The 25,628-nt window shown below is 68.2% G+C and carries 17 protein-coding genes; 12 read left to right on the top strand and 5 right to left on the bottom strand.

Annotated elements, in window-relative coordinates; all coding sequences use genetic code 11:
* Window positions 1-36 precede the first annotated feature (36 nt).
* The 7 genes from WME73_RS38650 to WME73_RS38620 all read left to right on the top strand — a co-directional run bounded on the left by WME73_RS38650 (window position 37) and on the right by WME73_RS38620 (window position 5,208).
* Window positions 37-1,134, top strand: coding sequence for an RHS repeat-associated core domain-containing protein (locus tag WME73_RS38650; protein WP_437912844.1), 1,098 nt, complete (start codon window positions 37-39; stop codon window positions 1,132-1,134).
* Window positions 1,135-1,279: 145 nt separating this feature from the next.
* A complete protein-coding gene (locus tag WME73_RS38645) occupies window positions 1,280-1,771 on the top strand; it encodes a hypothetical protein (RefSeq protein ID WP_437912843.1) in 492 nt (163 codons plus the stop codon).
* Between the two features lie 39 nt (window positions 1,772-1,810).
* Window positions 1,811-3,016 (top strand): RHS repeat domain-containing protein, encoded by a 1,206-nt coding sequence (locus tag WME73_RS38640; RefSeq protein ID WP_437912842.1) that lies wholly within the window; start codon window positions 1,811-1,813, stop codon window positions 3,014-3,016.
* Window positions 3,013-3,492, top strand: coding sequence for a hypothetical protein (locus WME73_RS38635; protein ID WP_437912841.1), 480 nt, complete (start codon window positions 3,013-3,015; stop codon window positions 3,490-3,492). The genes WME73_RS38640 and WME73_RS38635 overlap by 4 nt, the downstream gene beginning before the upstream one ends.
* 79 nt (window positions 3,493-3,571) lie before the next feature.
* Window positions 3,572-3,910, top strand: coding sequence for a hypothetical protein (locus WME73_RS38630; RefSeq protein WP_437912840.1), 339 nt, complete (start codon window positions 3,572-3,574; stop codon window positions 3,908-3,910).
* A gap of 63 nt (window positions 3,911-3,973) precedes the next feature.
* Complete coding sequence (locus tag WME73_RS38625) at window positions 3,974-4,459, top strand: hypothetical protein (RefSeq protein WP_437912839.1); 486 nt, start codon at window positions 3,974-3,976, stop codon at window positions 4,457-4,459.
* Window positions 4,460-4,743: 284 nt separating this feature from the next.
* The gene (locus WME73_RS38620; protein ID WP_437912838.1) at window positions 4,744-5,208 is read left to right on the top strand and encodes an SUKH-3 domain-containing protein; all 465 of its coding nucleotides are present in this window, start codon (window positions 4,744-4,746) and stop codon (window positions 5,206-5,208) included.
* Window positions 5,209-5,513: 305 nt separating this feature from the next.
* On the opposite strand, the gene WME73_RS38615 is transcribed toward WME73_RS38620, so the two are convergent.
* Complete coding sequence (locus tag WME73_RS38615) at window positions 5,514-7,397, bottom strand: DUF885 domain-containing protein (protein ID WP_437912837.1); 1,884 nt, start codon at window positions 7,395-7,397, stop codon at window positions 5,514-5,516.
* Window positions 7,398-7,743: 346 nt separating this feature from the next.
* Here WME73_RS38615 and WME73_RS38610 point away from each other — a divergent pair, with 346 nt between their 5' ends.
* Window positions 7,744-8,973: a phospholipase C gene (locus WME73_RS38610; protein WP_437741278.1), complete on the top strand. Its 1,230-nt coding sequence runs from the start codon at window positions 7,744-7,746 to the stop codon at window positions 8,971-8,973.
* Between the two features lie 136 nt (window positions 8,974-9,109).
* On the opposite strand, the gene mscL is transcribed toward WME73_RS38610, so the two are convergent.
* Window positions 9,110-9,559: a large conductance mechanosensitive channel protein MscL gene (gene mscL, locus WME73_RS38605; RefSeq protein WP_437912836.1), complete on the bottom strand. Its 450-nt coding sequence runs from the start codon at window positions 9,557-9,559 to the stop codon at window positions 9,110-9,112.
* A 466-nt stretch (window positions 9,560-10,025) separates the two neighbouring features.
* Here mscL and WME73_RS38600 point away from each other — a divergent pair, with 466 nt between their 5' ends.
* Both WME73_RS38600 and WME73_RS38595 read left to right on the top strand, forming a co-directional pair.
* The gene (locus WME73_RS38600) at window positions 10,026-10,631 is read left to right on the top strand and encodes a 5-formyltetrahydrofolate cyclo-ligase (protein WP_437710847.1); all 606 of its coding nucleotides are present in this window, start codon (window positions 10,026-10,028) and stop codon (window positions 10,629-10,631) included.
* 16 nt (window positions 10,632-10,647) lie between these two features.
* Window positions 10,648-13,275 (top strand): hypothetical protein, encoded by a 2,628-nt coding sequence (locus WME73_RS38595; RefSeq protein ID WP_437912834.1) that lies wholly within the window; start codon window positions 10,648-10,650, stop codon window positions 13,273-13,275.
* Between the two features lie 448 nt (window positions 13,276-13,723).
* Here WME73_RS38595 and WME73_RS38590 read toward each other — a convergent pair whose 3' ends face one another.
* Window positions 13,724-14,053 carry a PilZ domain-containing protein gene (locus tag WME73_RS38590; RefSeq protein ID WP_272104316.1) on the bottom strand — a complete coding sequence of 110 codons (330 nt, stop codon included), beginning with the start codon at window positions 14,051-14,053 and terminating at the stop codon, window positions 13,724-13,726.
* A 167-nt stretch (window positions 14,054-14,220) separates the two neighbouring features.
* On the opposite strand from WME73_RS38590, the gene WME73_RS38585 reads away from it, so the two are divergent.
* Together WME73_RS38585 and WME73_RS38580 are read left to right on the top strand one after the other, a co-directional pair.
* Complete coding sequence (locus WME73_RS38585) at window positions 14,221-14,397, top strand: hypothetical protein (protein ID WP_157907138.1); 177 nt, start codon at window positions 14,221-14,223, stop codon at window positions 14,395-14,397.
* Window positions 14,398-15,220: 823 nt separating this feature from the next.
* Window positions 15,221-17,041, top strand: a complete 1,821-nt coding sequence (locus WME73_RS38580) for a hypothetical protein (RefSeq protein WP_437912832.1) — start codon at window positions 15,221-15,223, stop codon at window positions 17,039-17,041.
* A gap of 190 nt (window positions 17,042-17,231) precedes the next feature.
* Here WME73_RS38580 and WME73_RS38575 read toward each other — a convergent pair whose 3' ends face one another.
* Window positions 17,232-22,889, bottom strand: a complete 5,658-nt coding sequence (locus WME73_RS38575) for an AAA family ATPase (RefSeq protein WP_437912831.1) — start codon at window positions 22,887-22,889, stop codon at window positions 17,232-17,234.
* Between the two features lie 574 nt (window positions 22,890-23,463).
* On the bottom strand, window positions 23,464-25,518 hold the full coding sequence (locus WME73_RS38570; RefSeq protein WP_437912829.1) for a M3 family metallopeptidase: 2,055 nt from the start codon (window positions 25,516-25,518) through the stop codon (window positions 23,464-23,466).
* Window positions 25,519-25,628: the final 110 nt, after the last annotated feature.

Raw genomic sequence — 25,628 nt, 5'->3', positions numbered from 1 at the left:
AGTCGGGTGACGCAGAACGGTCAGGTGCTGTCGCGGATGCTGTACGACGGCGACGGGGAGCGGCGGGTGCACCTGCACCACGTGAGCGGCGAGGAGGAGACGGCGTACCACGACCAGCACCTGACGCTGCGGGACGGGCGGTTCGTGACGAAGCACATCTATGCGGGGCAGACGCGGATAGCGAACAAGATGGATCCGGACTGGTTCCGTGACCCGCCGACGCTGTACTACCACCCGGACCACCTGGGCAGCACGAGCTTCGCGTCGAACAACGAGCAGACGCTGACGCAGCGGGACGAGTACTTCCCGAGCGGGGAGCTGTGGATAGACGCGTCGGACTCGCGGTACGAGCTCAGGCGAGCGTACGTGTTCACCGGGAAGGAGCTCGACCAGGCGACGGGGCTCTACTACTTCGGGGCGCGGTACTACGACCCGAGGAGCAGTGTGTGGCTGAGCCCGGATCCCGTGCTCGCCCGGTACATGGCAGGGCGCGTCAACGGCGGCGTGTTTCGTCCGGCAAACCTCGGCCTTTATGCATATGCCTGGAATAATCCGGTTGGCATGGTGGACCCGGACGGTCGAGCGCCCGGCGATCCATGGTGGAAGCGCAGTGGATTGCAGGCCCTTGGCGTCGCGTACGGCACCCTTCAGGCAATAACTCCCGTCGGATTCGTGGCGGACATCGCGGGACAGCCGTCCCAGGATCCGGACTTCTTGGCCGGGAAAGCCGCGGGGAACATCGTTACCGGCGCCGTTCAGATGGGGCAAGGGGTCATCCTTGGCGGTGGGGGAGGAGCGGCGGCCGTGGGTACCGGCGGCGCCGCTCTCCTCACGGGGGTACCTGAAGCTGCAATGGTCGCCGGTGGTGTACTGATCGTGCAGGGTTATGGTACTATTCAGGCGGGTGTAGCGTCGTTGAACGCGGCCATGTCCGGATCTGGATCCGGATCGGGTGCTCCGGCTGCCGCACCGGCTCCGGCGAGCCCTGCTCCTACGGGGTGCCTAAGGCTGGCGGTCGGGGAGACGATGCCAAGAAGTTCACGTCGGAACAGCAGGCGCTCGTCGACATGGCCAAGAAAGATAAGGCTGCTGGGGGCATCACACCGGCCGATATGGAAGCATACAAGCAGCTGAAGGCGGAGGCGGGTGCGAAGGGGTTCACGACGCCCGGCGCCGTGCGAGGGCCCGAGGCTCACCCGCTGAGATCGCCGAGTTCCACACCCGGGCCTGGACAAAAGCCGCACGGTCACGTGGGTCCGGTCGACCACATCCCCGTCAAGTGAAGACGATGCAAGGAATGAAAGAAATGGACTGCTACGTTTTTACGGATGAGCCAGGAGGGATCGTGTACGGACAGCTGGTAGAATTTTGTTGTATGATGGCTCCGACGATGCTTCTGGTCGTACGGGATCCGCATCTAGATCCGGGAGATTCTATCAAGAGCCAGCTGGACCTCTTGAGCCCTTTTCTCTTGGGTTCTTCCCGGGAAAAAGAATGGCCTGGGACAGTGCTGTATGCCGACGAGGCTACTGTTTATCGGTACTCCGCTGGCGAGGGACTTCTGGAACGGATGAAGCAACAAGCGGCCAGCCTGTTCAGCTGGATTCATCCCGCCGCACCGGAGGACCCTTGCTTCCTCCGCCGCAACGGAGATGTGTTGCTTGTCACGATTTCGCATGAGCGCGAGGCATATATGTTGCTGTCTGAGGACGAGATCCAGATTGCTCGGCGCGGGTTCCCAGAACTCGCATCCATTCTTCAAAAGGAGTGATGATGTGGAGGCGGCGAGCGGCGGGTGCACCTGCACCACGTGAGCGGCGAGGAGGAGACGGCATACCACGACCAGCACCTGACGCTGCGGGACGGGCGGTTCGTGACGAAGCACATCTATGCGGGGCAGACGCGGATAGCGAGCAAGATGGATCCGGACTGGTTCCGGGGCCCGCCGACGCTGTACTACCACCCGGACCACCTGGGCAGCACGAGCTTCGCGTCGAACAACGAGCAGATGCTGACGCAGCGGGACGAGTACTTCCCGAGCGGGGAGCTGTGGATCGACGCGTCGGACTCGCCGTACGAGCTGAGGCGAGCGTACGTGTTCACGGGGAAGGAGCTCGACCAGGCGACGGGGCTCTACTACTTCGGGGCGCGGTACTACGACCCGCGGAGCAGTGTGTGGCTGAGCCCGGATCCGATCCTGGACGAGTACATGGAGGGAGGGGCGAGCGGAGGGGTGTTCAACCCGGGGAACCTCGGGCTGTACAGCTACACGCTGAACAACCCGGTGAACCTGGTCGACCCGGACGGGAGGAGCGCGCAAGGGGCGCACCGGAACTTCCCTCCCGGGGCCAATGGTTGCCGGCACCCGAGCTGCTTCAACGGGCCGGCGGGGCAAAAGTTCCATCAGGAGCAGATGCTGCAGCGGATGAACGCTGGCGCTGCGGCGGCGGGTCGCACGTCTCGCGGTATCGGGGACGGCATGCGCCGGCTGCTGTTCAGGTTCGTCATGCAGCAGCAGCAGACTGCTCGGCCGCCAGCGCAGCCAGCAGCAGCGCCCGCGCAGCCGCCGCCGGCCGCGCAGCCGGCGAAAGGCCCGCAGTCGGCGCCGGCGGCGAAGCCGCCGCAGGGAGCGGAGGCGGCGAAGGCGCCTGTGAAGCAGGCAGCACCATCTAAAGAAGCTGCAGGGATCGACCAGGCGCGTGCCGCTCGCGATGCGGCTGGGCGACTCCCAGATGGAAGACCTGATCGAAGCAGCGCCGCATACGTAGGAATTGCACGTGACGGGAAAGTGGAGGTAGGACGATCTGGTCCACGTGTTCATGCGGAGGTTGATGCCGACCGGAAGCTCCCAGGGCGAACAATGACCGAGGTGAATGGCTGGCGAAGGAATCAAGCGACAGGGAAGCTAGAGTGGACCGAGATCCCTGTGTGTATTCTGTGTCAACAAAAGTTTCCGTCTGAGAGATTCGTTCCGGGGACGCTGAGAGCTCCTGGCGGTACGTCGGGTTCCAAATGAAAAATATGAACGTCGCGGAGCGTCTCATTGGGTCCATTGACTGGGCTAGCGTTCATGAGGCGGAGGGGACCGGAGAAAGGGTGAGAGATGCGTTGCTCGGCCTACTGAACGCAAAGGGCCCTGAGGAGTCTACGAAGGCTTACTGGGGGATAGAGAATCACGTGGTCGTTCAGGGCGAGTTGTATGAGATCGCGGAGGCGTGTACGTCCGTGCTGGTTGCCTGTCTAGTAGATCCGCGCCCACGATTCGTGAGGATAGCGGTGCTTGATCTTCTGTTTCAGATACTCGGGGGGTACGCATCATCCTCGAGCTTCACTCCGGGTGACATTGTTGAGCGATGCCATCGCGCGGCACGGGAGGGGCTATGGATTCTCATCGACGAAGCCATACACCGTGAAAGAGAGGCCGCTCGAGATGTTCTTAGATTGCTCGGTGAAGAGGAGCGGGTAGACGCGCTTTCGAAATCCGCTCCCTAACCCGGCAGGGGGTCGGGCTCCGGTGAGGGTACCGCATCATGGAAGCGCATTCGATGGTTGAGCAGGTTATGGAAATGGTATGCGAGAACGTGTTTGTGAGGTGTTGATGCTGCTGTCGAGCTTGCAGCTGCAGCGTGTCTACCAGGCGCGGGTTCCTTCTGTGAACGTGACGGAGGAGCTGTTCAATCAATGGGACGATTGGTACAAGCCAGGCAACGCCGAGTTTGACTCTCTATTCTCGGTGGATGAGCTTCGCGCGCTTGGGGAGTTCTCCAAGGTTATTGATGCCATCGCCGAAGAAACCCCTCAGGTGCTTCCTCCGCTGGAGGAATTCATGGTGACGGAGGCGTGGAAGCTGCTCCGCGCCGAAGCACAGAAGGCTTTAGGGGCACTGGCCAACCAGGGGCCGCTGGGCTGAGGCGCTCGCTAGACGGGTGATGCCGCGGAGTGGGCCGCTTGATGAGAATGAGAGTCGTGGTAGATGTGGATGATTCCTATAGAAGAAGGCAAGGAGCTGCTCCTCGGTGCCGAGCTGTTTCGCTCGGTTGTGAACGAGATGCGTCCAACGTGGATCGGAGGAATTCTCGAGGCGGTCCTTGGTGCGACCCGGTACGACTTCTTGGGGTTTGGGCAGAGGATCGTGGCAATATGCCGCGACAGGAATGCGTGGGGTGTGGCGGAGAGCCTGTTCCGCGAGCTCAGGCGGGTCCGCCTGAATCTTGAGAGCGAAGGGTCGCCAATCGAGTGTGCGATGGTAGATCTTCTCGAGGTTTCCGCCAAGGTCGTATTCAATGCAAGCGGAGCTCAGCCGGGTTTCGATGAGCACGCCGGAGCACGTGTCCTCCCTCTGGTGTGGCACATCATGAGGCTCGTCGAGGAAGAGCCTAGTCGCGAGGAGGCGCTGCGCTGCGTTGAAGGAGCTTTGTGGCGAGGGATGGAACGGAAGTTGCTGACGGGTTTGGGATAGGCCAGACGAGTAACCTATGAGGGGATCGCGCTGAGAGGCGCGTTCCGGCACCGGCCCCCAACCAGTCGATGTCAAGGCGGTCGCGTTACGGCGACGGGCATCAGGCTTCGGCACGGGTCAGGTTCATTCTCCGCCCTATCACCACAGATTTCCAAGGGAAGTCTGTCTCACCCGACGTTGGCACAGAGGGGAAACTATAATCATGGTACTGTAAGTTTGCCATGTTCGAGTTGCGTAATTATTTGGAATGTATATGGAATTGAATCGGGAAAATTGGGGATGGTGTGTTCGTGTCGCTGGGATGGTCTGATGAGTCTGAGGCGCAACTGGTGGCCGCTGGATGGTATAAAGGTCGCCAGAATCCGCGGTGTGTTGCGGAATGGCGAAAGATTCTGGAGAGGCCGAATGGGTTTCAGATGTCGCTGGCGGCTGAAAGAGCGCTGCACGAATTCGGCGGCCTTCGTGTGGACTGCCAAGGTCCAGGTTTTGAATGCGCCCGGGGAAGCTTCGATTTGGATCCGGAACTGGTGAGCGGCGAAGAGGGCCGGTTCGCCTACTTCCGAGATCAAGTCGGTAGCGATCTCTTCCCTCTGGGTGAGGCATTCGATGGTCAAGCGTTTCTTGCGATTGCTGGATCCGGTCGGGTCTACCTCCTGGGTGACAGGGTTCAGCTGCTTGGTGACAGTATCTATAGCGCGCTGGATTCTATATTGATGGGTCGTTTGCCGAAAGAGATTGTTGGGGCATAATGTGAGTGGCAACAGTCGCTCTTGGAGCGCGACCCGACGAGCCGGCTCGCTGCACAAGGCTGGATCCAGGTCACCACGTCTCGAGATAGCTACTGGTACGTGCCGGAGGCGTGCGCCGTGCCGAATGGGTGCGACGGACGGCGCGAGGCCCACGCGATTTGGGAGTAGACGCACCGGTCGGTGTACCGGTACCCGGGCCCCGCAGCCGCACGCGCCGAGGCAGGTCGACGAGCACCGCGTGGCGGAGGCGCACCCGTGGCTGCGTGAGATCCGGTGTGACGAGCGCGCCGCGGGCCCTCCGCCGCTCAGGGCGACGGCTGTGCCGGCACGAAGCCATCGATGACCGCCTTGCGAAGCAGCTTCGGCGGCAGGATGCCCTGGGCGAGCACGAAGTCGTGGAATCGCTGCGCGTCGAAGCGCGGGCCCATCATGGACTCGGTCTCTCGCCGCAGCTCCATCAGCCGGGCGAACCCGTAGAAATACGAGGTCGCCTGCCCCGGTGCGCGGAAGGTGTAACGCTCCACCTCGGATTGCGCGAGGGGCGGCGAGAGGACCACCTCTTTCTCCAGGAAGGTCCGCGCGGCGGCCGGCGTGATCTTGCCCGCCTGGAGCTCCGAGTCCAGGAAGCCGCGGGCGGCCCGGACCAGGCGGTGTTGCAGGGAGACGAGCTGGCCCTCGGGCGGCATGAACGGGAGCAGGATGGCCTCCGAGTAAAGCGCCCACCCCTCCATGTTGGCGCTGTTCTCCGCGAAGACGGCCCGGGCGAGCGAGACGCCCCGCTCGACGAGCGCGGCGAACTGGAGCTCGTGCCCGGGGCGCGCCTCGTGGGCGGTGAGCGTCCATGACGCCGCGGCATAGGTGAAATCGTCGATCCTCCGCAGCTGGTCGGAGGGCCCAGGCAGGCTGAGCGGAAGCACGAACTCCCCCGCTTCTCCCTGGTTGTCGAGCAGCCGCGGCGGCCGCATGCGCGGCGCCGGCATCTCGGCGCTCTCGGCGGCGGTGCCGAGCCGGATGCGCGCCGGCCGCTCCGGCAGCGTGACGAGGCGCTCCTTCCGGATGATCTCTTCGATCTGGGCGAGCCGCTCCTTGTAATGCGGCAAGATCGCCTCGCCCACGAGCTGCTCTTTCTTCAGGGCGCGGATCACGTCCCGGTAGTCCGCGCTCGGCAAGTTGCGTGCTTTCGCGATGGGCAGCGAGAGCTTCTGCATCTGCGCCTTCAGATCGTCGAAGGCGGCGTGGGCCAGCCGAGCGAGCTCGGCGGGCGGGATGTCGACGCCATGCAGCTCGAGCATGTACGCGTAGAGCGGCGGCGGCAGCGCGAAGTCGGTCCGCGCCTTCGGGAGGACGTCCTTGCGCAGCGCCGCGTCGTACGCCTCGAGCTGACGATTCAGCGCAGCCAGCGGCTCTTCGTGGCCGCTGATGCCGTATTTCCGGAAGAGCTCACCGAGTCCCTCCCGCACGCGGGCGTTGGTGGCGAGGTGCCGCTCGATCTCCATCCTGGAGGGCGCCAGCAAGCCGGGCTTCCCGAGCTCCTGGTCGAGCCTCTTCCTCGCCTGCTCGGCGATGGGCGCGTGGCCCGCCTCCAGCCCGGCGTACCGCCGGAGCCGCGCGAGGGCCGTGGCTCGGCGCGGCGGCGGGATGCGGTCGTCGAGCAGGGTCGAGATGCCCTCGAACACGAGCCCCGTGGCGTGCACGTAGGTGACCCGGGTTCTCTCCTCGAGCTCGGACCCGCGGACGGCCCGGTCCGCGGCGTCCAGCAAGATCTGAAGATCCTCGGCGACCGCCGGATCCTTCTCGGCCGCTCGGCGCTTCTCCAGCTCCGCGATGGCCTCGCGGTACGCCGCGCGCAGTCGGGCCTCGACGCCGGGCGACAGATCGGAGACCTCCTGGTCGGCGCGCTCGACCCCCAGCGCGCTGGCGCGCTCCGGCGAGAACCTGGCGAGCACGTCGAGGAGAATCTTCGCATGCTCGTTGCTGCGCTCGACCCACGCCGGCAGTCGCCGCGCCGCGGCGGCCGCGCTCTGGCCCGGCGCCGCGGCGGCCGCGCTCTGGCCCGGCGCCGCGGCCGCGCTCTGGCCCGGCGCGGCGGAGGGCGAGGGAAGGGGAGCCGGCGCGGCGGGCGGCGGCGCCCTGACGGTGCACGCGGCGACGAGCAGGGGCGCGAGGGCGCGGAGCGAGCGCAAGGTCATGAGGCACCTCTCGCACAGGCGCCCTGGAGCGCCAACCGGCAGCAGAGGAGCAACTTACCCGCGCACCGAAGATGCCTCCCGTGGCCTGCGGCGTGAGCGCGGGCCCCCTCGGCGCATGGACAAGTTTGTGAATTGGCACCGCTTTTCAGGGGACGTCGGAGCGCATGGAAAATATTCAGTCAACCCGGGTCAGGTCCCCGCAGCCGGGGCTTGACGTCTTCGGGAACTTTGGATCTCCTTCTCCGCTGGCAGATCTCGGTAGATGAATTCACGATAGTGAAACTGGCCCTGCGGGCCGCGTCGGCCGGCACAGCGCTGAGCCGCATGGGAAAGCGAGCGGTGGAACATGGCAGACATTCGTCATCTGGTCATCGTGATGCTCGAGAACCGCTCCTTCGATCACATGCTGGGTTACCTGCGCGGCACGGGCATGGACGTCGATGGGGTGATCGGCGCGACGAACTCGGACGATAACGGCACGCCGATCACTGGATATCATCTCGAGAGCACGAGAGTCCGGATCCGCCCGCATCACCACCGGAAGGAGGTCGTGCGGCAGATCAACGGCGGCGCGATGGACGGCTTCGTGAAAGGCTACAGCACGAACAGCCACGTCGCCGAGATCATGAGCTGGTACGACCAGCGCGATCTGCTGACGTACGATAGCCTGGCGCGACAGTACGTCGTTTGCGACCGGTGGTTCGCTTCGTTCGCGGGCCCGACGTGGCCGAACCGGTTCTTCGCGCTCTGCGGGACCAGCGGCGGGCGCACGGGCAACCTGCAATGGATCGACCACGCGACGTTCCTCGACTTGTTGCCTGCCGACTCGTGGCGCTACTACTCGCACGACATCGCGTTCTTGCGCACCGTCGAGAAATACAAGGGCCACCGCGGGCTGCCGATCGCGAAGATATCCTCGTTCTACAGGGCCTGCCGTGAAGGCACGCTGCCCAGCGTCTCGTGGATCGACCCGAACTTCACGCTGGTCGACGTGGACGCGCTGCTGAACTGGGCGAATGACGACCATCCCCCGGCCGACGTGGCGCGCGGTCAGAACCTGATCGCGCGCATCTACAACCACCTGATCGCGAGCCCGTCCTGGCCGCACGTGGCGCTGGTCGTGACCTACGACGAGCATGGCGGGTTCTACGACCACGTGCGCCCGCCGCCGTCGCCCGCGAACGAGGCGGCGCCGTTCGATACGCTCGGCGCTCGCGTGCCGGCCCTCGTCGTCTCGCCGTGGGCTCCGCGCGGCGTGCCCTTCCACGGAACACTCGACCATACGTGCATCGCGCGCACCGCGCTCGAGCTGTTCGCGCCCGATCGCGTGAACGCGCTGAGCCCTCGGGTCACCGCGTCTCCAAGCCTGCTCTCCGTGCTCAGCGAGACCAGGCCACGCACCGACCAGCGCAGGCTCGATGGTATCCCGATCCTGGAGACGGCGGTCGCCCCGATCCACATGGGCTCGACCGCCCCTTCCGGCTTTCACTCGATGGAGCTCACCGACGCTCAGCAGGAAATTCTGACGCTGAAGAAGGCCGTGCTCGAGGCCGGCGTGCCCGTCGAGAACCATTGAGCCAGAGCGCGGCCATCCGCGGCCGCGCGCCCCTCCGAACGAACCCGGCGTCGACGCGCCCTGCCTCGACGGAGAGCCCGCTCGCCGGCGAGCCGCGCCAGCTGCGCCGCCCACGCGGTGACCTCTCCGTTTCGCGTTACGCGCCCTTCAGCGCCGCCGTGCAGTGCCCGCAGCGCACCGCCTTGATGGGGATGCTCATCGCGCACTCGGGGCACTCCTTCGTCGTCACCTCCTCCGCGTGCTGTCTGTGAAGCTTCCCCATGAGCCGCACCAGGAGGAAGACGCTGAGAGCGACGATGAAGAAGCTCACCAGGCTGTTGATGACGACCCCGTACTGGAGGAGGACCGCGCCGGCCTTCACCATCTCCTCGGGGGTCGCGTACGGACCGGGCCCGCTCGGCGACTTCAGGACGATGTAGTGCCGGCTGAAATCGATGCCGCCCGTCAGGAGGCCTATCGGCGGCATGATCAGGTGATCCACCAGCGTCTTGACGATGTTGCCGAACGCCGCGCCGATCACGACGCCCACGGCCATGTCGACGACATTGCCACGAACCGCGAACTTCTTGAAATCCTCCCAGAACATCGCTTCCTCCGGCGTCGGGGGCTCCTGCCCTCGCGATCGCACAGCTCCGGTATCGTCTCTCCGCGATCAGGGCGCTACCAGCCGCCTGTGCGGACCGCGCGGCAGCGGCGGTCGCCGCCATCCGCGCAGCCGCCGCCAGCAGCACGAACGGTGCCACCGGGCTCGTCCGTGGGCTCCCCCTGGCGAACCGCTCGCCAACTGCGCTTTCCGCGCGGTCCCTCCCGCGCTCTCGCGCGGTCCCCTCGCTCGTCCGGCGCTCCCTCCCCTCTCTCCGCCCGCTCCGCGCCGCGCCTCGGGCCCCCCGTCTGTCCCGCTCCCCCGCGCTCGCAGCGCGGCCGCTGCCCCGCCCTCCGTGCAAGAGCGCCACATCTGGGGCCAACTGCGCCACCTCACGCCGATTTCGCACATGGCGGTTCCCCGGCCCGGGGCGGCTCTCTAGGATGCGCGCCGGAGGAACCACCGAGCCATGGACCCCGACGCCGAGGCCGCCCTGCGCTACCGCGCCAAAGCCGAGCTGCGGAAGCGCGCTCGGGCCGTCCGCAGCTCCATCCCCCTCGACGCCATCCTCGAGCGATCGCGCCGGATCCAGCGCGCGCTCGCGGAGCTGCCGGCCCTCGCCGCGGCCCGGCGGGTCGCGCTCTTCTACCCGATCGAGGGGCGCAACGAGGTCGACCTCAGGGAGCTCGATCCGCTGCTGCGCGCCCGCGGCGCCCGGGTCGCGTACCCCTCCATCGACCCCGAGTCGCGCGCCATGACCTTCCGCTTCGTCGAGGACCCCGAGGCCATGGAGGAGCGCGGCCTCGGCTTCCGCGAGCCCGACGCGACCGACGAGGAGGCCGCCGCGCTCGACGTCATCGTCGTGCCCGCCCTGCAGATCGACGCCCGAGGGCACCGGATCGGCTACGGCGCCGGCTACTACGACAGCACCCTGCCGCGCTTCTGCCCCCCGGCGCATGCGGTGGGCGTCGTGTTCGACTTCCAGCTCGTCGCCGAGGTGCCGGCGACCCCGGGCGACGTCCCGCTCGGGACCATCGTCACCGACGCCCGCGTGCTCGCCGCCGAACCCGCCTAGGATGCCCAGGGCGCAGGTGGGAGAGGACAGCGCGAGCGACAGGCCCGTCCTCCTCGCGGCCATCGCCTCGGGCGCGATGATCGCCCAGCAGGTCGCCGGCCGGGCGACCCGGGACGCCCTCTTCCTCGCCAGCTTCGGCGCGGCCGACGTCCCCAAGGTCATGGCCGCCGGCGCGGCCCTGTCGTTCGGCGCCGTCGTCCTGCTCTCGCGCGCGCTCCTCCAGCTCTCCCCCGCGCGCGTCGTCCCGGCCACGTTCGCTGCGAGCTCCGTGCTCCTCGCCCTGGAGTGGGCCCTCGCCCGGCGCGCGCCCGGCGCCGCCGCCCTCGTCTTCTACCTGCACATCGCCGTCTTCGGCGCGACGCTCATCTCCGCCTTCTGGTCGCTCGTCAACGAGCGCTTCGACCCCCACACCGCTCGCCAGTCCATCGGGCGCATCGCGGGCGGCGGGACCGTCGGCGGCGTGATCGGCGGCCTGTTCGCCTGGCGCGCCAGCCGCCTCATCGACGCCCCGACGATGCTCCTGGCCCTCTCCGCGGTGAGCGTGCTCACCGCCTGGGCCACCCACCACCTGGGCGCCAGCCTCGCGCGCGCGGCCGCCGCCACCGGCGGGGCGGGGCGCACCGAGGTTGAGGCGGGGCGCACCCAGGTTGAGGCGGGGCGCACCCAGGTTGAGGCGGGGCGCACCCAGGTTGAGGCGGGGCGCACCCAGGTTGAGGCGGGGCGCACCCAGGTTGAGGCGGGGCGCACCGAGGTTGAGGCGGGGCGCACCGAGGTTGAGGCGGGGCGCACCGAGGTTGAGGCGGGGCGCACCGAGGTTGAGGCGGGGCGCACCCAGGTTGGCGCCGGCGGGGCGGGGCTCGCCGCGCTGCGCGACAACAGCCACCTGCGCGACCTCGGCCTGCTCGTCGGGCTCGGCGCCGTGAGCGGCGCGCTGTTCGACGTGGCCCTCAGCGCCGAGGCGGCCGCCGCGATGACCGACCGCAACGCGCTGCTCTCGTTCTTCGCGCTCTTCCACCTCTCGGTGAGCGTGCTCTCGTTCCTCGTGCAGTCGCTCGCCGCCACCTTCTCGCTCGACCGGCTCGGGCTCGCCGCCACCATCGGCATCCTCCCGGCCGCGGTCGTCGCGAGCACCCTCTCCCTCGTGGTCGCGCCGCGGCTCTGGGCCGCCTCCATCGTCCGCGCGACCGAGGCGGTGCTCCGGAACTCGCTGTTCCGGTCGGGCTACGAGCTGCTCTACACGCCCCTGCCCCCGGACCAGAAGCGGTCGATCAAGACGCTCATCGACGTCGGCTTCGACCGCATCGGCACCGCGGCGGGCAGCGGCCTCGCGATGGCCCTCCTCGTGCTCGCCCCGGGCGGGTCGCTCCCGCTGCTGCTCGGCCTCGGCGCGGCGGCCGCGGGCGTCACGCTGCTCTTCACGCCTCGGCTGCACCGGGGTTACGTCGCCGCGCTCGAGGGCAGCCTGCGCTCCGGCGCCGTCTCGCTCGACCCGACGAACGTCGTCGACGCGACCACCCGCCGCACCCTGAGCGGCACCGTCGACGCGCTCAGCCGCGACAGGGTGCTCGTCGAGCTCGCCGCGCTCCGGAACGCCGCGGCGGCGCGGCACGACGCCGGGCGCGCCTCCGCCGACGGCGAGCGCACGTCGCACCCCGGCCCGCCGCTCTCCGGCCGCTCGCCGCTCTCCGGCCGCGCGTCGCTCTCCGGCCCCGCCCCCGGGGACTCGCCGCGGCCTCCGGCGGGTGATCGCAGGGGCGTCGACGGGCCGCTGTCCGCGCGCGCCGCGTCGGCCGCGCTGGCGTCCGATCCGGTGCTCGCCGCCACGGCCGACCTGCGCTCCGGCGATCCCGAGCGGATCCGCCGGGCGCTCGTCCGGGAGCCGGACCCTGCGCTCGTGCCGCACCTCCTCCCCCTCCTCGAGCGCGAGGGGCTCACCTCCGAGGCGATCCGGGCGCTCCGCGCCGTCGCCCCCCGCGCGACCGGCCAGCTCGTCGACGCGCTCCTCGATCCGTCCGTGAGCGTCGCCCTCCGGCGCCGCATCCCGCGGGTGCTCCAGGCCTGTCCCACCCAGCGCGCCGCCGACGGCCTGATCCTGGGCCTCGCCGACGAGCGCTTCGAGGTGCGTTTCCAGTGCGGCGTCGCGCTCGCGCGGCTCCTCCAGCAGCGCGCGCCGATCCACCTGCGGCACGACGACGTGATCGAGGCGGCGATGCGGGAGATCGCGATCGGTCGCCGGGTGTGGGACGCCCAGCCCCCCAACGTCGCGCCCTCGGTCGAGGCGCCGCTGGCCGAGCGATTGCTCGTCGAGCGGACGAGCCGCAGCCTGGAGCACGTGTTCCGTGTCCTCTCGCTCTGTCTCGAGCGCGAGCCGCTCGAGATCGCCTACAGGGCGCTCCACGCCGACGACGCCCATCTCCGCGGGACCGCGCTCGAGTACCTGGAGAACGTCCTGCCGGCGCCCATCCGCGAGAGCCTCTGGCCGTACCTGGGCGCCCGCGCGCCCGCCCCTCCCGAGCCAGGCGTCGCCGAGCCGCGCGCGCCGCGCCTGCCCGAGCACGCGCTCGACGAGCTTCGCCGCTCTGCCGCCAGCATTCCGCGGGCGTCGATCTCCGCTGCGCGCCGACGACGAGAGCCACGCACGTAGCGCGTGCCCCACCGCTCGTCGCTCCAACGAGCGACAAAAAGAAAAAAGCGTCGCCGGGGCCTAGGGGGGGAGAGGCCGCACCAGCAACGCTCGTCCGTGAATTAGCAGCTCACATGCCACCGCGAGAAGACGGAAATAGAGTTAAAATTCGCATAGATGTCCCGGGCACATCCTCCCGGTGTTGCAATCCTGCGATTTCACCCTTGCAGGCGAGCATCGTGTCGGGGACGTCCCCCACCCATCCGTCTCAAGGCGTTCACCCCCGGCCGTCTGCCCCATCTCCAGCGGTTTCCGTCCCCCTCTGCACCATCCAGAGCCGCAGCAGAGCGGCGGTCTCCCGCACAGGAGACGGGCCCAGATCGGCGTTTTCGGCGCGCAAGCGCACTCCGGTGCGCTGAGCACCGAAAACGTCGAGGTGGGCCCGTATCCGAAGCGGGAGACCGTCGCTCTAATGGAGGGGTTCGCGGCGGTGGGCGCGCTGGTCGAGGTGCTCGGCGATGGTGAGCCGGTCGGCGTCGCTCATGACGACGAAGCGGACGGCGAGCAGGTTGTCGCGGTCCCAGACCGGGCGGGCGCGCAGCCGGATGGGGCGCCCGACCCCGAGGTCGAGCTCGAACGGGGTCACGGCAGGCAGCGCCCGGCCTGCCAGCGCGGGCGCGCGCTCGACGACCATCCCCGTGGGGGAGAGATCGATCGCACGACACCGGTGCCGGTGGCCATCGACGAGCGCCGAGACGGGGAAGTCGACCTGCGCGCGCGCGCCCTGCCTCCGATCCATGGGAGCCTCCTTGGTGTCCTCGTGACGCGGCGAGCCTAGGTCGCGGGGCTCGTCCGGGCCAAACATCGGGCGGGCGAGCCGCGCGGTCCGCTCGCGGCGCCGGGGCGCGATCTCGGCGCGCGCGGGATCGGTGCGATATGCTGGCCCGGCGAAAGGAAGGTGTGGCGATGCCCACGTGCCGGGAATGCGATAACGAGGTCGACGAGCTCAAGACGATCAAGGTCGGAAGCAAGAAGAAGAAGGTCTGTGAGGACTGCGCCGACCGCGCGGCGCAGGAGGGCGCGATCGCCGAGGAGAGCGAGGCGGTGGTGCAGCAGATGATGGGCTTCAAGGGGAGGCGCTGACCGCTCGCCCGCTCGCGCGCCCGCCGATTCCCGCCCATCTCCCCCGCGCGGCGAGCAGCGCGATGCCGCGCGGACGCCGCCGATCTCCCCGTCGAACGCCGGCCCGTCGTCCTTCTCCACGATCTCCCGCGAGCCCGTGTCGCGCGCGTCGACCGCGGCAGGCCAGCCGCGACGCGCATAGCGGATCCTCCGCCAAGCGATCGAGCAGGGCTGCGAGCTGTTTTCTTGCTTGCGGTGCAGCGGTGTCGCCGAGGAAGCGCGCGACCTCCCTCGGGTCACAGGCGCCGCGGCCGAGATAGCGAATGCAGGGGTAAGGTAGGTAAAGGTCGTTGACCGACATGGAGAACCCTGTCGCATTGGGGGTTCACCCACATTTTCCGGGGATTTCGTCTGCATTCAAGCGAGCGAGCGACCACTTCTCTATACCTTCCTTACATCAGCGGACGGACTGTGTATTGCAGTTTTGCATCGAAAATTTGCAACCGTGATGTGAAAAACGGCCGAGGTGTGCGACCTAATTGGGTGTTCGTTTCGTTTTCGAAAGCATTTCGTCTTGACCCGTCGTGTTAATCCGGGAATAAGTTGTTTCACGAGAGCGCCGGTATCCACCCCTCTGGTGCTGAATGGTCTGCACCGATGGTTCGCGGCGCGAAGGCACGCAGCGGGAGGCTCCTCTTCTGCCCCCTGATGCTTTCGCCCGTTACGGTCCTGTTCACCACAGGGGTTCGACGACGCCGGGGGAGAAAAAGCCATGCATTCGATTTCTCAAGGCTTTGGGTCGCGGTCGTTTGCCGCCGGTAAGGTCATCGCTTCCCTGATAGCGATGTCTATCGTCGGCTTCGGCTGCGCGCCGCTCGACGAGGACGTGACCGCAGAGGAGCTGGACGCGGAGGAGCAGGCGGCCGGCACGACGTATCAAGTCGGTCCCACGCGCACCTACAAGACCATCGGTGAGGTAGCCAGCAGACTGCAGCCGGGCGACGTGGTGGAGGTCGACGGCAACGCGACGTACTCGGGCAACATCAGGCTCACGAAATGGGGCACGCCCACCTCGAAGATCACGATCCGCGGCGTTCGCGTCGGCGGGAAGCGCCCCGTCCTGAGGGGCGGCACCAACACGATCGAGATCAACGCGAACCACATCGTCTTCGAGGGGTTCGATGTGACGGGCGGCACCTCGAGGTGCATCTTCCAGCACGGGCACGATGTCACGATCCGTGACTCCGTGATCCACGATTGCCCATCGCACGGGATCCTGGGCGCCGACAGCGACTCGGGTACGCTGTTGGTGGAATACGTGGAGGTCTATAAGTGCGGTGCCGGTACGACGAAGCACCCGATCTACATCGCAACGGATGAGACCGCTTACCCGGGTTCCGTGTTCCGGATGCAGCACAGCTATGTCCACGATGCAATCGGTGGCAACGCGGTGAAGACCCGCGCGGAGCGGAACGAGATCTATTACAACTGGATCGAGGGCGGGCTCTACAAGGACCTCGAGCTCATCGGCCCCGACGGGCAGGATCCGGGGCTCGCGCGGGAGGACTCCGATGTGGTCGGCAACGTCTTCCGCAAGACGCATACGCAGTTCGTGATCCGCGTCGGCGGCGACGGCACGGGCGACACCAACGGGCGGTATCGGTTCGTGAACAACACGTTCCTGCTGATGGCGGGGTCGAGCGCGGCGATCCACCTGTTCGATGGCATCGAGAGCATCGAGCTGCACAACAACATCTTCCATCGCGTCGGGGGCGGGAGCGTTCAGGTCTTCCGTGACGACGCGAGCTGGACGACCGGCAGCCCGCTCATCAAGGGCGTCAACAACGCCGTGCCCACGGGCACGACGGTGCCTTCCGGCTTCACGGGGACGCTGATCGTGAGCGATCCCGGCTTCACGAGCATCGGCAACCGCGACGTGACGCTGCTCTCGACGAGCCCGCTGCGGAACGCGGGCGTCAGCTCGACGACGGGGATCTCGGGGCGCACGTTCCCGTCGCCGCTCGCGATGCCGCTGTACCACCCGCCGAAGGCGGGGCTCGCGGCCGTCGGCTCCGCGCAGCGGCGGACGGCCGTGGGCGCGGTCGACATCGGCGCGTTCGAGTTCGGGACGACGACCACGACGCCGACGCCCACGCCGACGACACCGACGCCCACGCCGACGACGCCGACCACGCCCACGGCGCCGGTGTGCTCGGTCGTCAACGCTGGCCAATGGTTCAATTCGCAGCTGCCTTCGACCCAGCGGGGCACCTTCACGGCGACCTGGGACGTGACGCCGAGCGCGTCGAAGATCGACGCCGTGGTCGGCCTCTCGAGCGGCTCCGCGAGCCAGTGGACCCAGCTCGCCGCGATCGTCATCTTCGACGAGGAAGGCAATGTCCGTGTCCGGAACGCCTCGAGATACCAGGCGCTCCGGGTGTTCCCGTACACCGGCGGGACGACCTATACCGTCCGGATGGTGGTCGACGTGGCGGCGAAGCGGTACTCGGTGTACATCCGGCCGAAGAACGGCACCGAGGTGCAGCTCGCGAGCAACTACGCGTTCAGGTCCGAGCAGGCCAGCGTCGCCTCGCTCGCGAACTGGGCGATGACGCAGACGATCGGAACGGCCACGCTGTCGGCCTGCAACTTCAAGATACAGTGATCCCACGGAGGGCCGGCGCGACGAGCGCCGGCGCTTCCTCGGGGCGGTCGTCCGAGGGGGCCCGGCGCGAGGAGACGGTGTTCTTCGCGCGGCGCTGGGACCCCGCCAGGGTACGCGCTCACCCGGTTCCTGATCGGGCGGCTCCGGCCGCGAGCGATGTCGAGAGGCTCCTCGCCAGGCGTCGAAGAGCTCAGCCGTCCTTCCGCGGACCGGCGCATGGGAGCTCGACCGTGAACGCAGCGCCTTCCCCGAGCTGGCTCTCGACGCGGATCGAGCCGCCATGCGCCTGGACGATCGAGCGGGAAATGTAGAGCCCCAGGCCGAGCCCACCATAGTGCCTGGTGGAGACGGCGCGCGCGAAGCGCTCGAAGATGCGCGCCGTCTGGGCCGTCTCAATGCCGATGCCATGATCCCTGACGACGAGCCGCGCGATCCCTGCGTCGTGACCGATGTGGATCTCGATGGGCTTGCTGGCCCCGAATTTGATCGCGTTGGAGAGCAGGTTGGTCACCACCTGATCGAGCCGCGGCCGATCCCAGAAGCCCACCGCGGGCCCCTCGTCGTGGATCGACACCGCGCACCCGGCCCGCGCGAGGTTGAGCTCGAGGCGCGTGACGACCTCGCGGACGACGGCCGCGAGATCGACCTCCGCGAGGTCGAGCGGGAGCTCGTTCGTGTCAATCTGGGAGACCTCGAGGAGCTCGTCGATGAGGCGGTTCAGCCGCTGGCCCTGCGCGTGGGCGAGCTCGATGCGGTTCCGCAGGGTCGAGGACTCGAGGGGCCCTGCGGCGCGACCTGCCTTCAGCATCGCCTGGAGCGCGAGCGTGAGCGACGTCATCGGGGTGCGCAGCTCGTGGGACGCCACCGACAGGAACTCCTCGCGCAGGCGCAGCGCCTCCACGGTCTGGCGGTGGAGGCGCGCGTTGTCGATCGCGATCGCCACGCGGCGCGCGAGCTCCTCCGCGAGGCGGAGGTCCGCGCTCCCATAGCGCCCCGGCCTGGCGGAGCCGAACGTGATCGCCCCGATCGGCTTTCCCCTGGCGATGAGCGGAACGGAGAGCGCGGACTGAATCCCCATCGCGCGGATGAGCCTCGCATGCTCGCCGTCGGCGCAGTTGGCCCGGATCTCGGCGTCCGTGAGCGTCGGCAGGAGCACCGGCTCTCCCGTCCGGATCGCGCGGGCCGCCGGGCTCCGCGAGCCGGGCCGGAGCGGATTGAGCCTCGCGAGCTCCCCAAGGAACACCTGCTCGGCCGGATCGGCGTTCACCCCCGCGATCCGCTTCACCTCGGCCTCTTCGACGACGTCGATCACGAAGGAGTCGGCGAGCTCGCGGACAGACAGCGAGGCGAGCTTTCCCAGGACCTGCTCGTAATCGATCGACCCGTTGAGGAGCACGCTGGCCTCGGCGAGGAGGGCCATACGGCGCTCCGCCTCCTCCGCCGCCGCCCGCGCCGCCTGCTCCTCGGCAAGACACAGGGCGCTGTCCAGCGAGATGGCCGCCTGGGCGGCGAGGAGCTCGAGCACCTCCGTGTGCTCGCTCGTGAAGGCGCCGGTGACGAGGTTGTTCTCGAGATAGAGCATACCGACGAGCTCAGCCTGCCTGAGGATCGGCAAGCACAGAACCGATTTGGGCCGGGTCCGGGCGATGTGCTCGTCCGAAGAGAACGTCGGCGCCTCGGCGGCATTCGCGAGGAGGACGTGCCGCTTTGTCCGCGACACATAGCTGATGATCGAGGCCGGCAAGAGCGGCGAGGGCGTCGCCGGCAGCGAGCGGAGGAGCTTCACGGAGGCCGCCTCTTTCTCGTCGAGGAGGGCCTCGGCTTCGATCGTGAGGCCGCCTTTTCGGCAAAGGATCACGTATCCCTTCTGCGCCCCGGCCTGCTGGATCACGACCTCGACTAGCCTGCTCAAGAGGTCGTCGAGCACGATCTCGCGCGAGATGGCCTGCGACGCCTTGACGACCGACAGCACGTCGAGCCGCTCGGCCCCGACCGCGAGCGTGGCGGTGGGCGCGAGCGACCTCCGCTCGACGAGCCCTGGGTAGAGCCTGTCGAGCTGCCTCACCTTGCCGTCGGCCCCCCAGCGCACGTAGCGGGCGCGGGCCTCGCGCAGGTACCCATCCGCGATCTGGTCGAACCCGCGCGCGCGGTAGAAGCGCGCGGCCGTCTCGTAGGCGATCGCCTCGTTGTTGACGAAGCCGTTGTCACGGGCGGAGCGGATTGCCTGCTCGTACAGGTGCGCCGCCTTCTCCGCCTCGCCGCCGAGGCGCGCCTCTTCTGCGGCGACCAGCGCCGCGTGGCTCCCGAAATTCTCGGGGCAGCTCGAAGCCCAGGCTTCGAGCTGCCGAAGATGAGCGAGCAGCGCTTCGCGGTACGACCGCCGATCGTCAGGCGAAGCCTCGTCATGATGGGCGGCCAGCGCCAGGGCGCGATAGAAATGGTACTCGGCCCTTTCAAGAACGAACCCGGTTATCCATAGGATCGGCTCTGCCACCGCAGCGGCCGCCACGGCGGACGCATAGTCGCCGGCATGGAACCGCGCCTCCAGCTTGCGGATCCAGTACCAGCACTTGGCCATCAGCAGGGACGGGTCGCCGGCGAGGTGCGCCTCGAACTGGTTTTCGTCGAATTGCTCGTCGTTGAACGAGGAGAACGACGGCGAAAGCCCGCGCATGTTGCGGATGAGCCGCTCCTTGCCAACGCCGACGTCGATGAAGAGCCCGAACCTCGCCTTCCGTGTGAGGGCGAGCGATCGCTCGGCTTCCCGTTGCGTCTCATCGAGCGATTCCCCTCCGGCAAGGAGCAGCGTGACCACACACTCGGAGACGGCGCAGGCAACCATCAGGTCGCCGGTCTCCACGGCCGCGCCGAGGGCGCGCCGGAGCCACTCGATGCCGCTGCGGAGCGGTTTTGCCCAGGGATTGATGGCCAGCCCGAAGACGGCGTAAACGGTGGCGCGGAAGCGGAGCTGCCCGCGTTTCTCCAAGAGATCAAGCCCGAGCTTGCCGAAGCGAAACCCCGCCTGATAGTCGCCGAAGAACGGGCCGAGAAGCATGCCGAGATTAACATAAGCGAGGCACGAGCCGTCGCAGTGGCCATGCTCGAGGCTGAGGTTGACCATCCGACAGGCCACGAGGCAGAGGAGCTGTTCGTCGCTGAACGAAGCCGGTCTCACGAGCGCGGTGAGGACTTCCATCGTCGCCTGCCAGCGCGCGTCTGTCACCGGCGGCAGGTCGAGGAGCTCCTCGATCGCGCGACTCCCGAGCTGCCCCTGCATCCACTCATAGTCGTGCCGTACGTCCTCCCTCGTCGGCTGCGCTGGCCACTCGATTCCGATGCGCCGGAGATAGTGCAGGCCGGCGTCGATCGCCCGATCATTCCGAGTCTGTGTCGCGTAGAGAATTATTTGCGCGCAAGCGACGGCGCCCGCGTCGATGAGATCCTTGGCCTTGCGCGCGAGCGTACGGAGCCGCTCTTCCGCCGCCTCGAACGCGCCCGTCAAGTACTCGCACTCGGCCCGGTTGAGCTCCAGCGCGAAGGTGAGCTCGTACCGCCGGTCCCAGCTGTCTCCTGCCAGCAGCGCCGAGCCGGCGGCGAGGTACCTGAGCGCCGAGGCGTAGGCCGTCGACCTCTTGGCGCGTTTGCCGGCAATCAGCTCGAGCTCGGCCGCCCGCTCGCGCTCCTCTCGCGACGTGATCAGCGCGGCGCCGCGGTCGAGCTGGTTCACGATCTCGAAGATCTTCTCCTCGAGCTCCTCCGCCGCCGTCCGCGACAGGAGCAGCCTGCCGATCTCGAGGTGCGCCGCGGCGCGCTCGGCCTTGGGGACGAGCGAATAGGCTGCCTCCTGGACGCGGTCGTGGGGGAATTGGTACGCGCCCTCCAGGCGGAGGATGAGCCCGGCGCGCACGGCCGGCGAGAGATCCTCGTACAGATCCAGCTCCGAGCGGCCGAAGATGCGGGTCAGGATGGAGACCTCCGCGGTGCTCCCCACGCAGGCGAGCTGCATCAGCGCCTTCTGGGTTCGCTCAGGGAGCCGCGCGAGCTTCTCGACCATCAGGTCGATCACGTTGTCGGTGATGCCTTTGGCGTAGATCTTCCGGATGTCCCACCGCCACGCCTCCGCGAGCGCGTCGAGCTCGATCAGGCGCTCGTCGTGGAGCGCGGTGAGGAACTGGATCGCGAAGAAGGGGTTGCCGGCCGTCTTCTCCTCGACGAGGCGCGCGAGCGGCGCGGCGCGCTCGCGGGAGCAATGGAGGGTATCGCTGATGAGCGCGTTGAGGTGCTCGCTGGAGAGCGGGCCGAGCACGATGTCGGCGACACGCGCGCCCTCCTTCCGCACCCCGTCGAGCGCCAGCGTGAGCGGGTGCGAGGGGGGCACTTCGTTGTCACGGTATGCCCCGATAACGAGGAGATGGCGCGCCTCGGCGCGGGTCATCAAATCCTGAAGGAGCTCGAGGCTCGCCGGGTCGGCCCACTGGAGATCGTCGAGAAAGAGCGCGAGCGGGTGCGGCCTCCGGGCGAAGACGCCGATGAAGCGCTGGAACACGCGCTTGAACCGGCTCTGCGCCTCGGCCGGCGGCAGCGAAGGGACGTTCGGCTGCCGGCCGATGATGAGCTCGACCGGCGGGATCACGTCCACGATGAGCTGCCCGTTCGCGCCGAGGGCTGAAAGGAGCCGCTCTTTCCAGGCGGCGATCTTCTCCTCGCTCTCGGCGAGGATCTCGTCAACGACCCCGGTGAACGCCGCGACGATCGTGGCATAGGGGACGTCGCGCTTGTATTGCTCGAACTTCCCCGAGGCGAAGAAGCCCCGCTCGCGGACGATGGGCTTCTCAAGCTCACGCACCAGCGCCGATTTACCGACGCCGGCGTAGCCGGAGACCAGCAAAAGCTCGGGGACTCCATCGCGGACAACGCGCTCGAAGGCGCAGAGCAGCTCGGAAATCTCCCTGTCGCGCCCGTAGAGCTTCTGCGGGATCTGGAAGCGGTCGGATACGTCCCGCTCGCCGAGGGGGAACGGCTCGATCGTGCCGCGGGAGCTCCATGGCTCGAGGCACCTCTCCAGATCGTGCCGGAGCCCGCGAGCGCTCTGATACCTGTCCTCGGCCTCCTTTGCGAGCAGCTTCATGAGAATGGCCGAGACGACGTCCGGCACCCAGGGCGCGCTCTCCGCGGGGGGGATGGGCGAGCGGGCGATGTGGCAATGCACCCACTCCATGGGGTCGGCGGCCTGGAAGGGCAGCTTGCCGGTGAGCATCTGGCAGAACGTCACCCCCAGCGAGTAGAGGTCGCTCCGCTCGTCGGGCGCTCGGTTCATTCGTCCGGTCTGCTCGGGCGACATATAGGGCAGCGAGCCCTCGATCTGCCGGAGGCCAGCGCTCGCCTGCCAATTGCACGGCAGCGTCGAGGCGAGCCCGAAATCGATGAGCTTGACCTCGCCCGTCGTGGGGTGGACGAGGATGTTGTCGGGCTTGATGTCTTTGTGGATGACGTTCCGCTGATGGATATCCGCCACAGCCGAGACGATCCGGATCGCGAGCCGCAGGAACTCCGCGATGTCCATCGGCGGGCCGACCGCTCGATCGAGCGACTCGCCGCCGTAGTCTTCCATGACAAGGGCCGGCCTGCCTTCGTAGGTCTCGAGGGCGATCGGCCTCACGGCGGCCGGGATATTCAGCGCGCTCTGGGTCGAATACTCGTTCTTCAGCCACGTGAGGTGCTGCGAGCGGTGCTGCGGATCGAGGACCTTGAGGACGACCGGCTGCCCGTCTGCGGCGCGGACTCCGCGATAGAGCACAGCTCTCTTGCTCGTGGAGAGGACCTCCTTGATGACGTACGTCGCATCCATCTTTTTCCCCCGCCCGGGAGCCACCTCGGCCGGGATTGCCCCGTGTATCCGTGAGTATCGTCGCGACGCCCTGAGAGCATGTCTAGCAGTAAGTGGCCTGATTTTGCTGTTGAACCCGGCCGGCGGCAACGCTGGCATCGGGCGGGCTGATGGGAGCGGCAGCAGCGGCGGGATGGTGGGTTCAGTGGTGGGCAAGCAGGGCGGATTCCGCCGCCGGCTGGGACAGCCGACGCGCCATCAGCCGCACCATCGTCGCAGAATGCGGCTCTCATCCTCGCGAAACGCGACGTCGAGCACCCAATGGCGCTGGTTCTCGATCGACCAGTGGTCACGGATCAGGGATGCCATCGTTTTTGCACCGGTCCGCGCTCGGGAGCTGATGAAGAAGTGTGCTTGCGCGCGGCTCCGGTAGCGCGTTTCCTGGGGCTGAGGTGTCGGGGAGCCGTGGGGGGGCCGTGAGCGCCTTGGGAGCGGGGCCCGAGGCCCGTGAGGGGCCCGTGGGGGCGTCGTGGAGGACCGCGGCGCCTGGGGGGCCCGGGGTGCCGCCCGAAGGCTCAGGGCCCGCCCAGGGGGCTCAGGCGAGGCCGCTGCGCTGGAGCAGGGCGTCGAGGGTCGGCTCGCGGCCGCGGAAGCTCCTGTAGAGATCCATCGGGTCCTGCGTGTCGCCGAGCGCGAGGATCTGGCTCCGGAACGCGTCGCCCACCTTCCGGCTGAACAGACCCTCTTCCTGGAAGCGGGAGAAGGCGTCGGCGTCCAGCACCTCGGCCCATTTGTACGAGTAATAGCCCGCTGCGTAGCCCACCGGGCTCGAGAAGAGGTGCGAGAAGCCGGCGATCATGGCGTAGCCCTCGGGCAGCGGGACAGGCGAGTAACGCCCGAGGACCTCGCGCGCGAACTCGACGACATCACCCTGCTCTCCGGTCCAGTCCATGTGGAGCGCGAGGTCGATCTCGGCGAAGCCGAGCTGCCGCATCGTCGCGGCGCCCGCGCGGAACGTGCGGGCCGCGCGCATGCGCTGGAGCAGGTCGTCCGGGACGGGCGCGCCCGTCTCGTGGTGGCGCGCGAAGAGGTCGAGCGCCTCCCGCTCCCAGCACCAGTTCTCCATGATCTGCGAGGGGAGCTCGACGAAGTCCCAGGCGACGTTGGTGCCGGCGAGGCTCCGGATCGGCACCCGGCTCGAGGCGTGGTGCATCATGTGGCCGAACTCGTGGAACAGCGTCTCGACCTCGCGGTGGTTGAGCAGCGCGGGGCGGCCGCCGACCGGCGGGGTGAAGCTGCCCGCGAGGACCTCGAGGTGGCGAGCGTCCTCGCCGGCCGCGCGCCCGTCCTCGCTCGGCGCGCCCGTGACGAGCCCGTGCATCCAGGCGCCGTCGCGCTTCTGCTCGCGCGGCACGAAGTCGAGATAGAAAGCGGCGCTCTGGGCGCCGTTCGGCTCGACGAGCTGGTAGGCGCGGACGCTCGGGTGCCACGTGGGGGCGGCCTGCCAGGGCGCGATGCGCACGCCGTAAAGGCGGTGGGCGATCTCGAACAGGCCGGAGACGACGCGATCCAGCGGGAAATACGGGCGGAGCGCCTCGTCGTCGAAATCGTAGCGGGCGCGGCGGAGCTTCTCGGCGTAGTAGGCGACGTCCCACGGCGCGAGCGGCGGCGCGTCCGGGCCCTCGATCTCGCGGCGGAAGGCGGCGAGATCCTCCTTCTCGCGGGCGAAGACCGCCTCGGTGCGCGCCCGCAGCGTGTCGACGAAGCGGCGCGCCGCGGCGCCCGTCTTCGCCATCCGGTCCTCGAGCACGAGATCGGCGAAGCTCGCGTAGCCGAGCAGCCTCGCCTTCTCCCCGCGGAGCTCGAGGATACGGCGGATGAGCGGCCGGTTGTCGTGGTCGCCCTCGGTCGCCCGCGTGTTGAAGGCGCGGTAGAAGCGCTCGCGGATAGCGCCGTCGTCGAGGTGCGTGAGCACGGGGATGTAGCTCGGCGCCTGCAGCGTGAAGCGGTAACCCTCGATGCCCCTGTCCTTCGCGCCCTGACGGGCCGCCTCGACCGCGCTCGGCGGCAGGCCGGCGAGGCGGGCGGCGTCCTCGACAACGAACTCGAAGGCGTTCGTCGCGTCGAGCACGTTCTGCGAGAAGCGCAGGGTGAGCGTGGCGAGCTCGACGTCGATCTCGGAAAGGCGCTTCTTGCCGGCCGGGTCGAGCTCGGCGCCGCTCCTCCGGAAATCGTCGAGGGTCTTCTTCAGGAAGCGGTGCCGTGGGCCCGTCAGCGCCGCGGCCTCGGGCGTGGCCGCGTACGCCCTGAGCGCGCCGTAGACGCCCTCGTTGAGGGCGATGCCGCTCAGGAACTCGCTGACCTCCGGCTGGACGGCGTTGTACGCGGCGCGCAGCGCGGGTGTGGTGGACGTCGATTCGAGGTGCGAGACGACGTTCATGGCGCGGTCGAGCCGCTCGGTGACGGCCTCGAGCGCGGCGAGGGTGTTGTCGTACGTGCGGGGGCCGGGCGCCGCGACGAGCGCGTCGAGCCGGGCGCGGGCGTCCTGGAGCAGCGCGCGCACCGCGGGCTCCACGTGCTCGCTCCGGATGCGATCGAACGGGATCTCGAAGCCGAGAATGAGCAGGGGATTGTCGGTCGCTTCGGTCATATCGTTCCTGGTTGGGCTTGAGGGGTCGGCGGACGGGCGCGGGCCGGCGACCCTCGGCCGGTCCGCGCGGCCCTACCTTGGTAAAGGCGCCGGCGAGGGTTGGCCAGTAG

The organism is Sorangium sp. So ce302, assembly GCF_051530145.1.
Classification (GTDB): domain Bacteria; phylum Myxococcota_A; class Polyangia; order Polyangiales; family Polyangiaceae; genus Sorangium; species Sorangium cellulosum_B.
The sequence above is the reverse complement of the archived record's forward strand: the minus strand, read 5'-3'. Positions and strand labels throughout refer to the sequence as shown.

Excerpts from the sequence above, each read along its gene's own strand:
- mscL (WP_437912836.1), bottom strand. The coding sequence starts at position 9,559 with ATGTTCTGGGAGGATTTCAAGAAGTTCGCGGTTCGTGGCAATGTCGTC.
- WME73_RS38635 (WP_437912841.1), top strand. The coding sequence starts at position 3,013 with ATGAAAAATATGAACGTCGCGGAGCGTCTCATTGGGTCCATTGACTGG.
- WME73_RS38650 (WP_437912844.1), top strand. The coding sequence starts at position 37 with ATGCTGTACGACGGCGACGGGGAGCGGCGGGTGCACCTGCACCACGTG.
- WME73_RS38625 (WP_437912839.1), top strand. The coding sequence starts at position 3,974 with ATGTGGATGATTCCTATAGAAGAAGGCAAGGAGCTGCTCCTCGGTGCC.
- WME73_RS38585 (WP_157907138.1), top strand. The coding sequence starts at position 14,221 with ATGCCCACGTGCCGGGAATGCGATAACGAGGTCGACGAGCTCAAGACG.
- WME73_RS38610 (WP_437741278.1), top strand. The coding sequence starts at position 7,744 with ATGGCAGACATTCGTCATCTGGTCATCGTGATGCTCGAGAACCGCTCC.
- WME73_RS38570 (WP_437912829.1), bottom strand. The coding sequence starts at position 25,518 with ATGACCGAAGCGACCGACAATCCCCTGCTCATTCTCGGCTTCGAGATC.
- WME73_RS38630 (WP_437912840.1), top strand. The coding sequence starts at position 3,572 with ATGCGAGAACGTGTTTGTGAGGTGTTGATGCTGCTGTCGAGCTTGCAG.
- WME73_RS38600 (WP_437710847.1), top strand. The coding sequence starts at position 10,026 with ATGGACCCCGACGCCGAGGCCGCCCTGCGCTACCGCGCCAAAGCCGAG.
- WME73_RS38575 (WP_437912831.1), bottom strand. The coding sequence starts at position 22,889 with ATGGATGCGACGTACGTCATCAAGGAGGTCCTCTCCACGAGCAAGAGA.
- WME73_RS38580 (WP_437912832.1), top strand. The coding sequence starts at position 15,221 with ATGTCTATCGTCGGCTTCGGCTGCGCGCCGCTCGACGAGGACGTGACC.
- WME73_RS38615 (WP_437912837.1), bottom strand. The coding sequence starts at position 7,397 with ATGACCTTGCGCTCGCTCCGCGCCCTCGCGCCCCTGCTCGTCGCCGCG.
- WME73_RS38590 (WP_272104316.1), bottom strand. The coding sequence starts at position 14,053 with ATGGATCGGAGGCAGGGCGCGCGCGCGCAGGTCGACTTCCCCGTCTCG.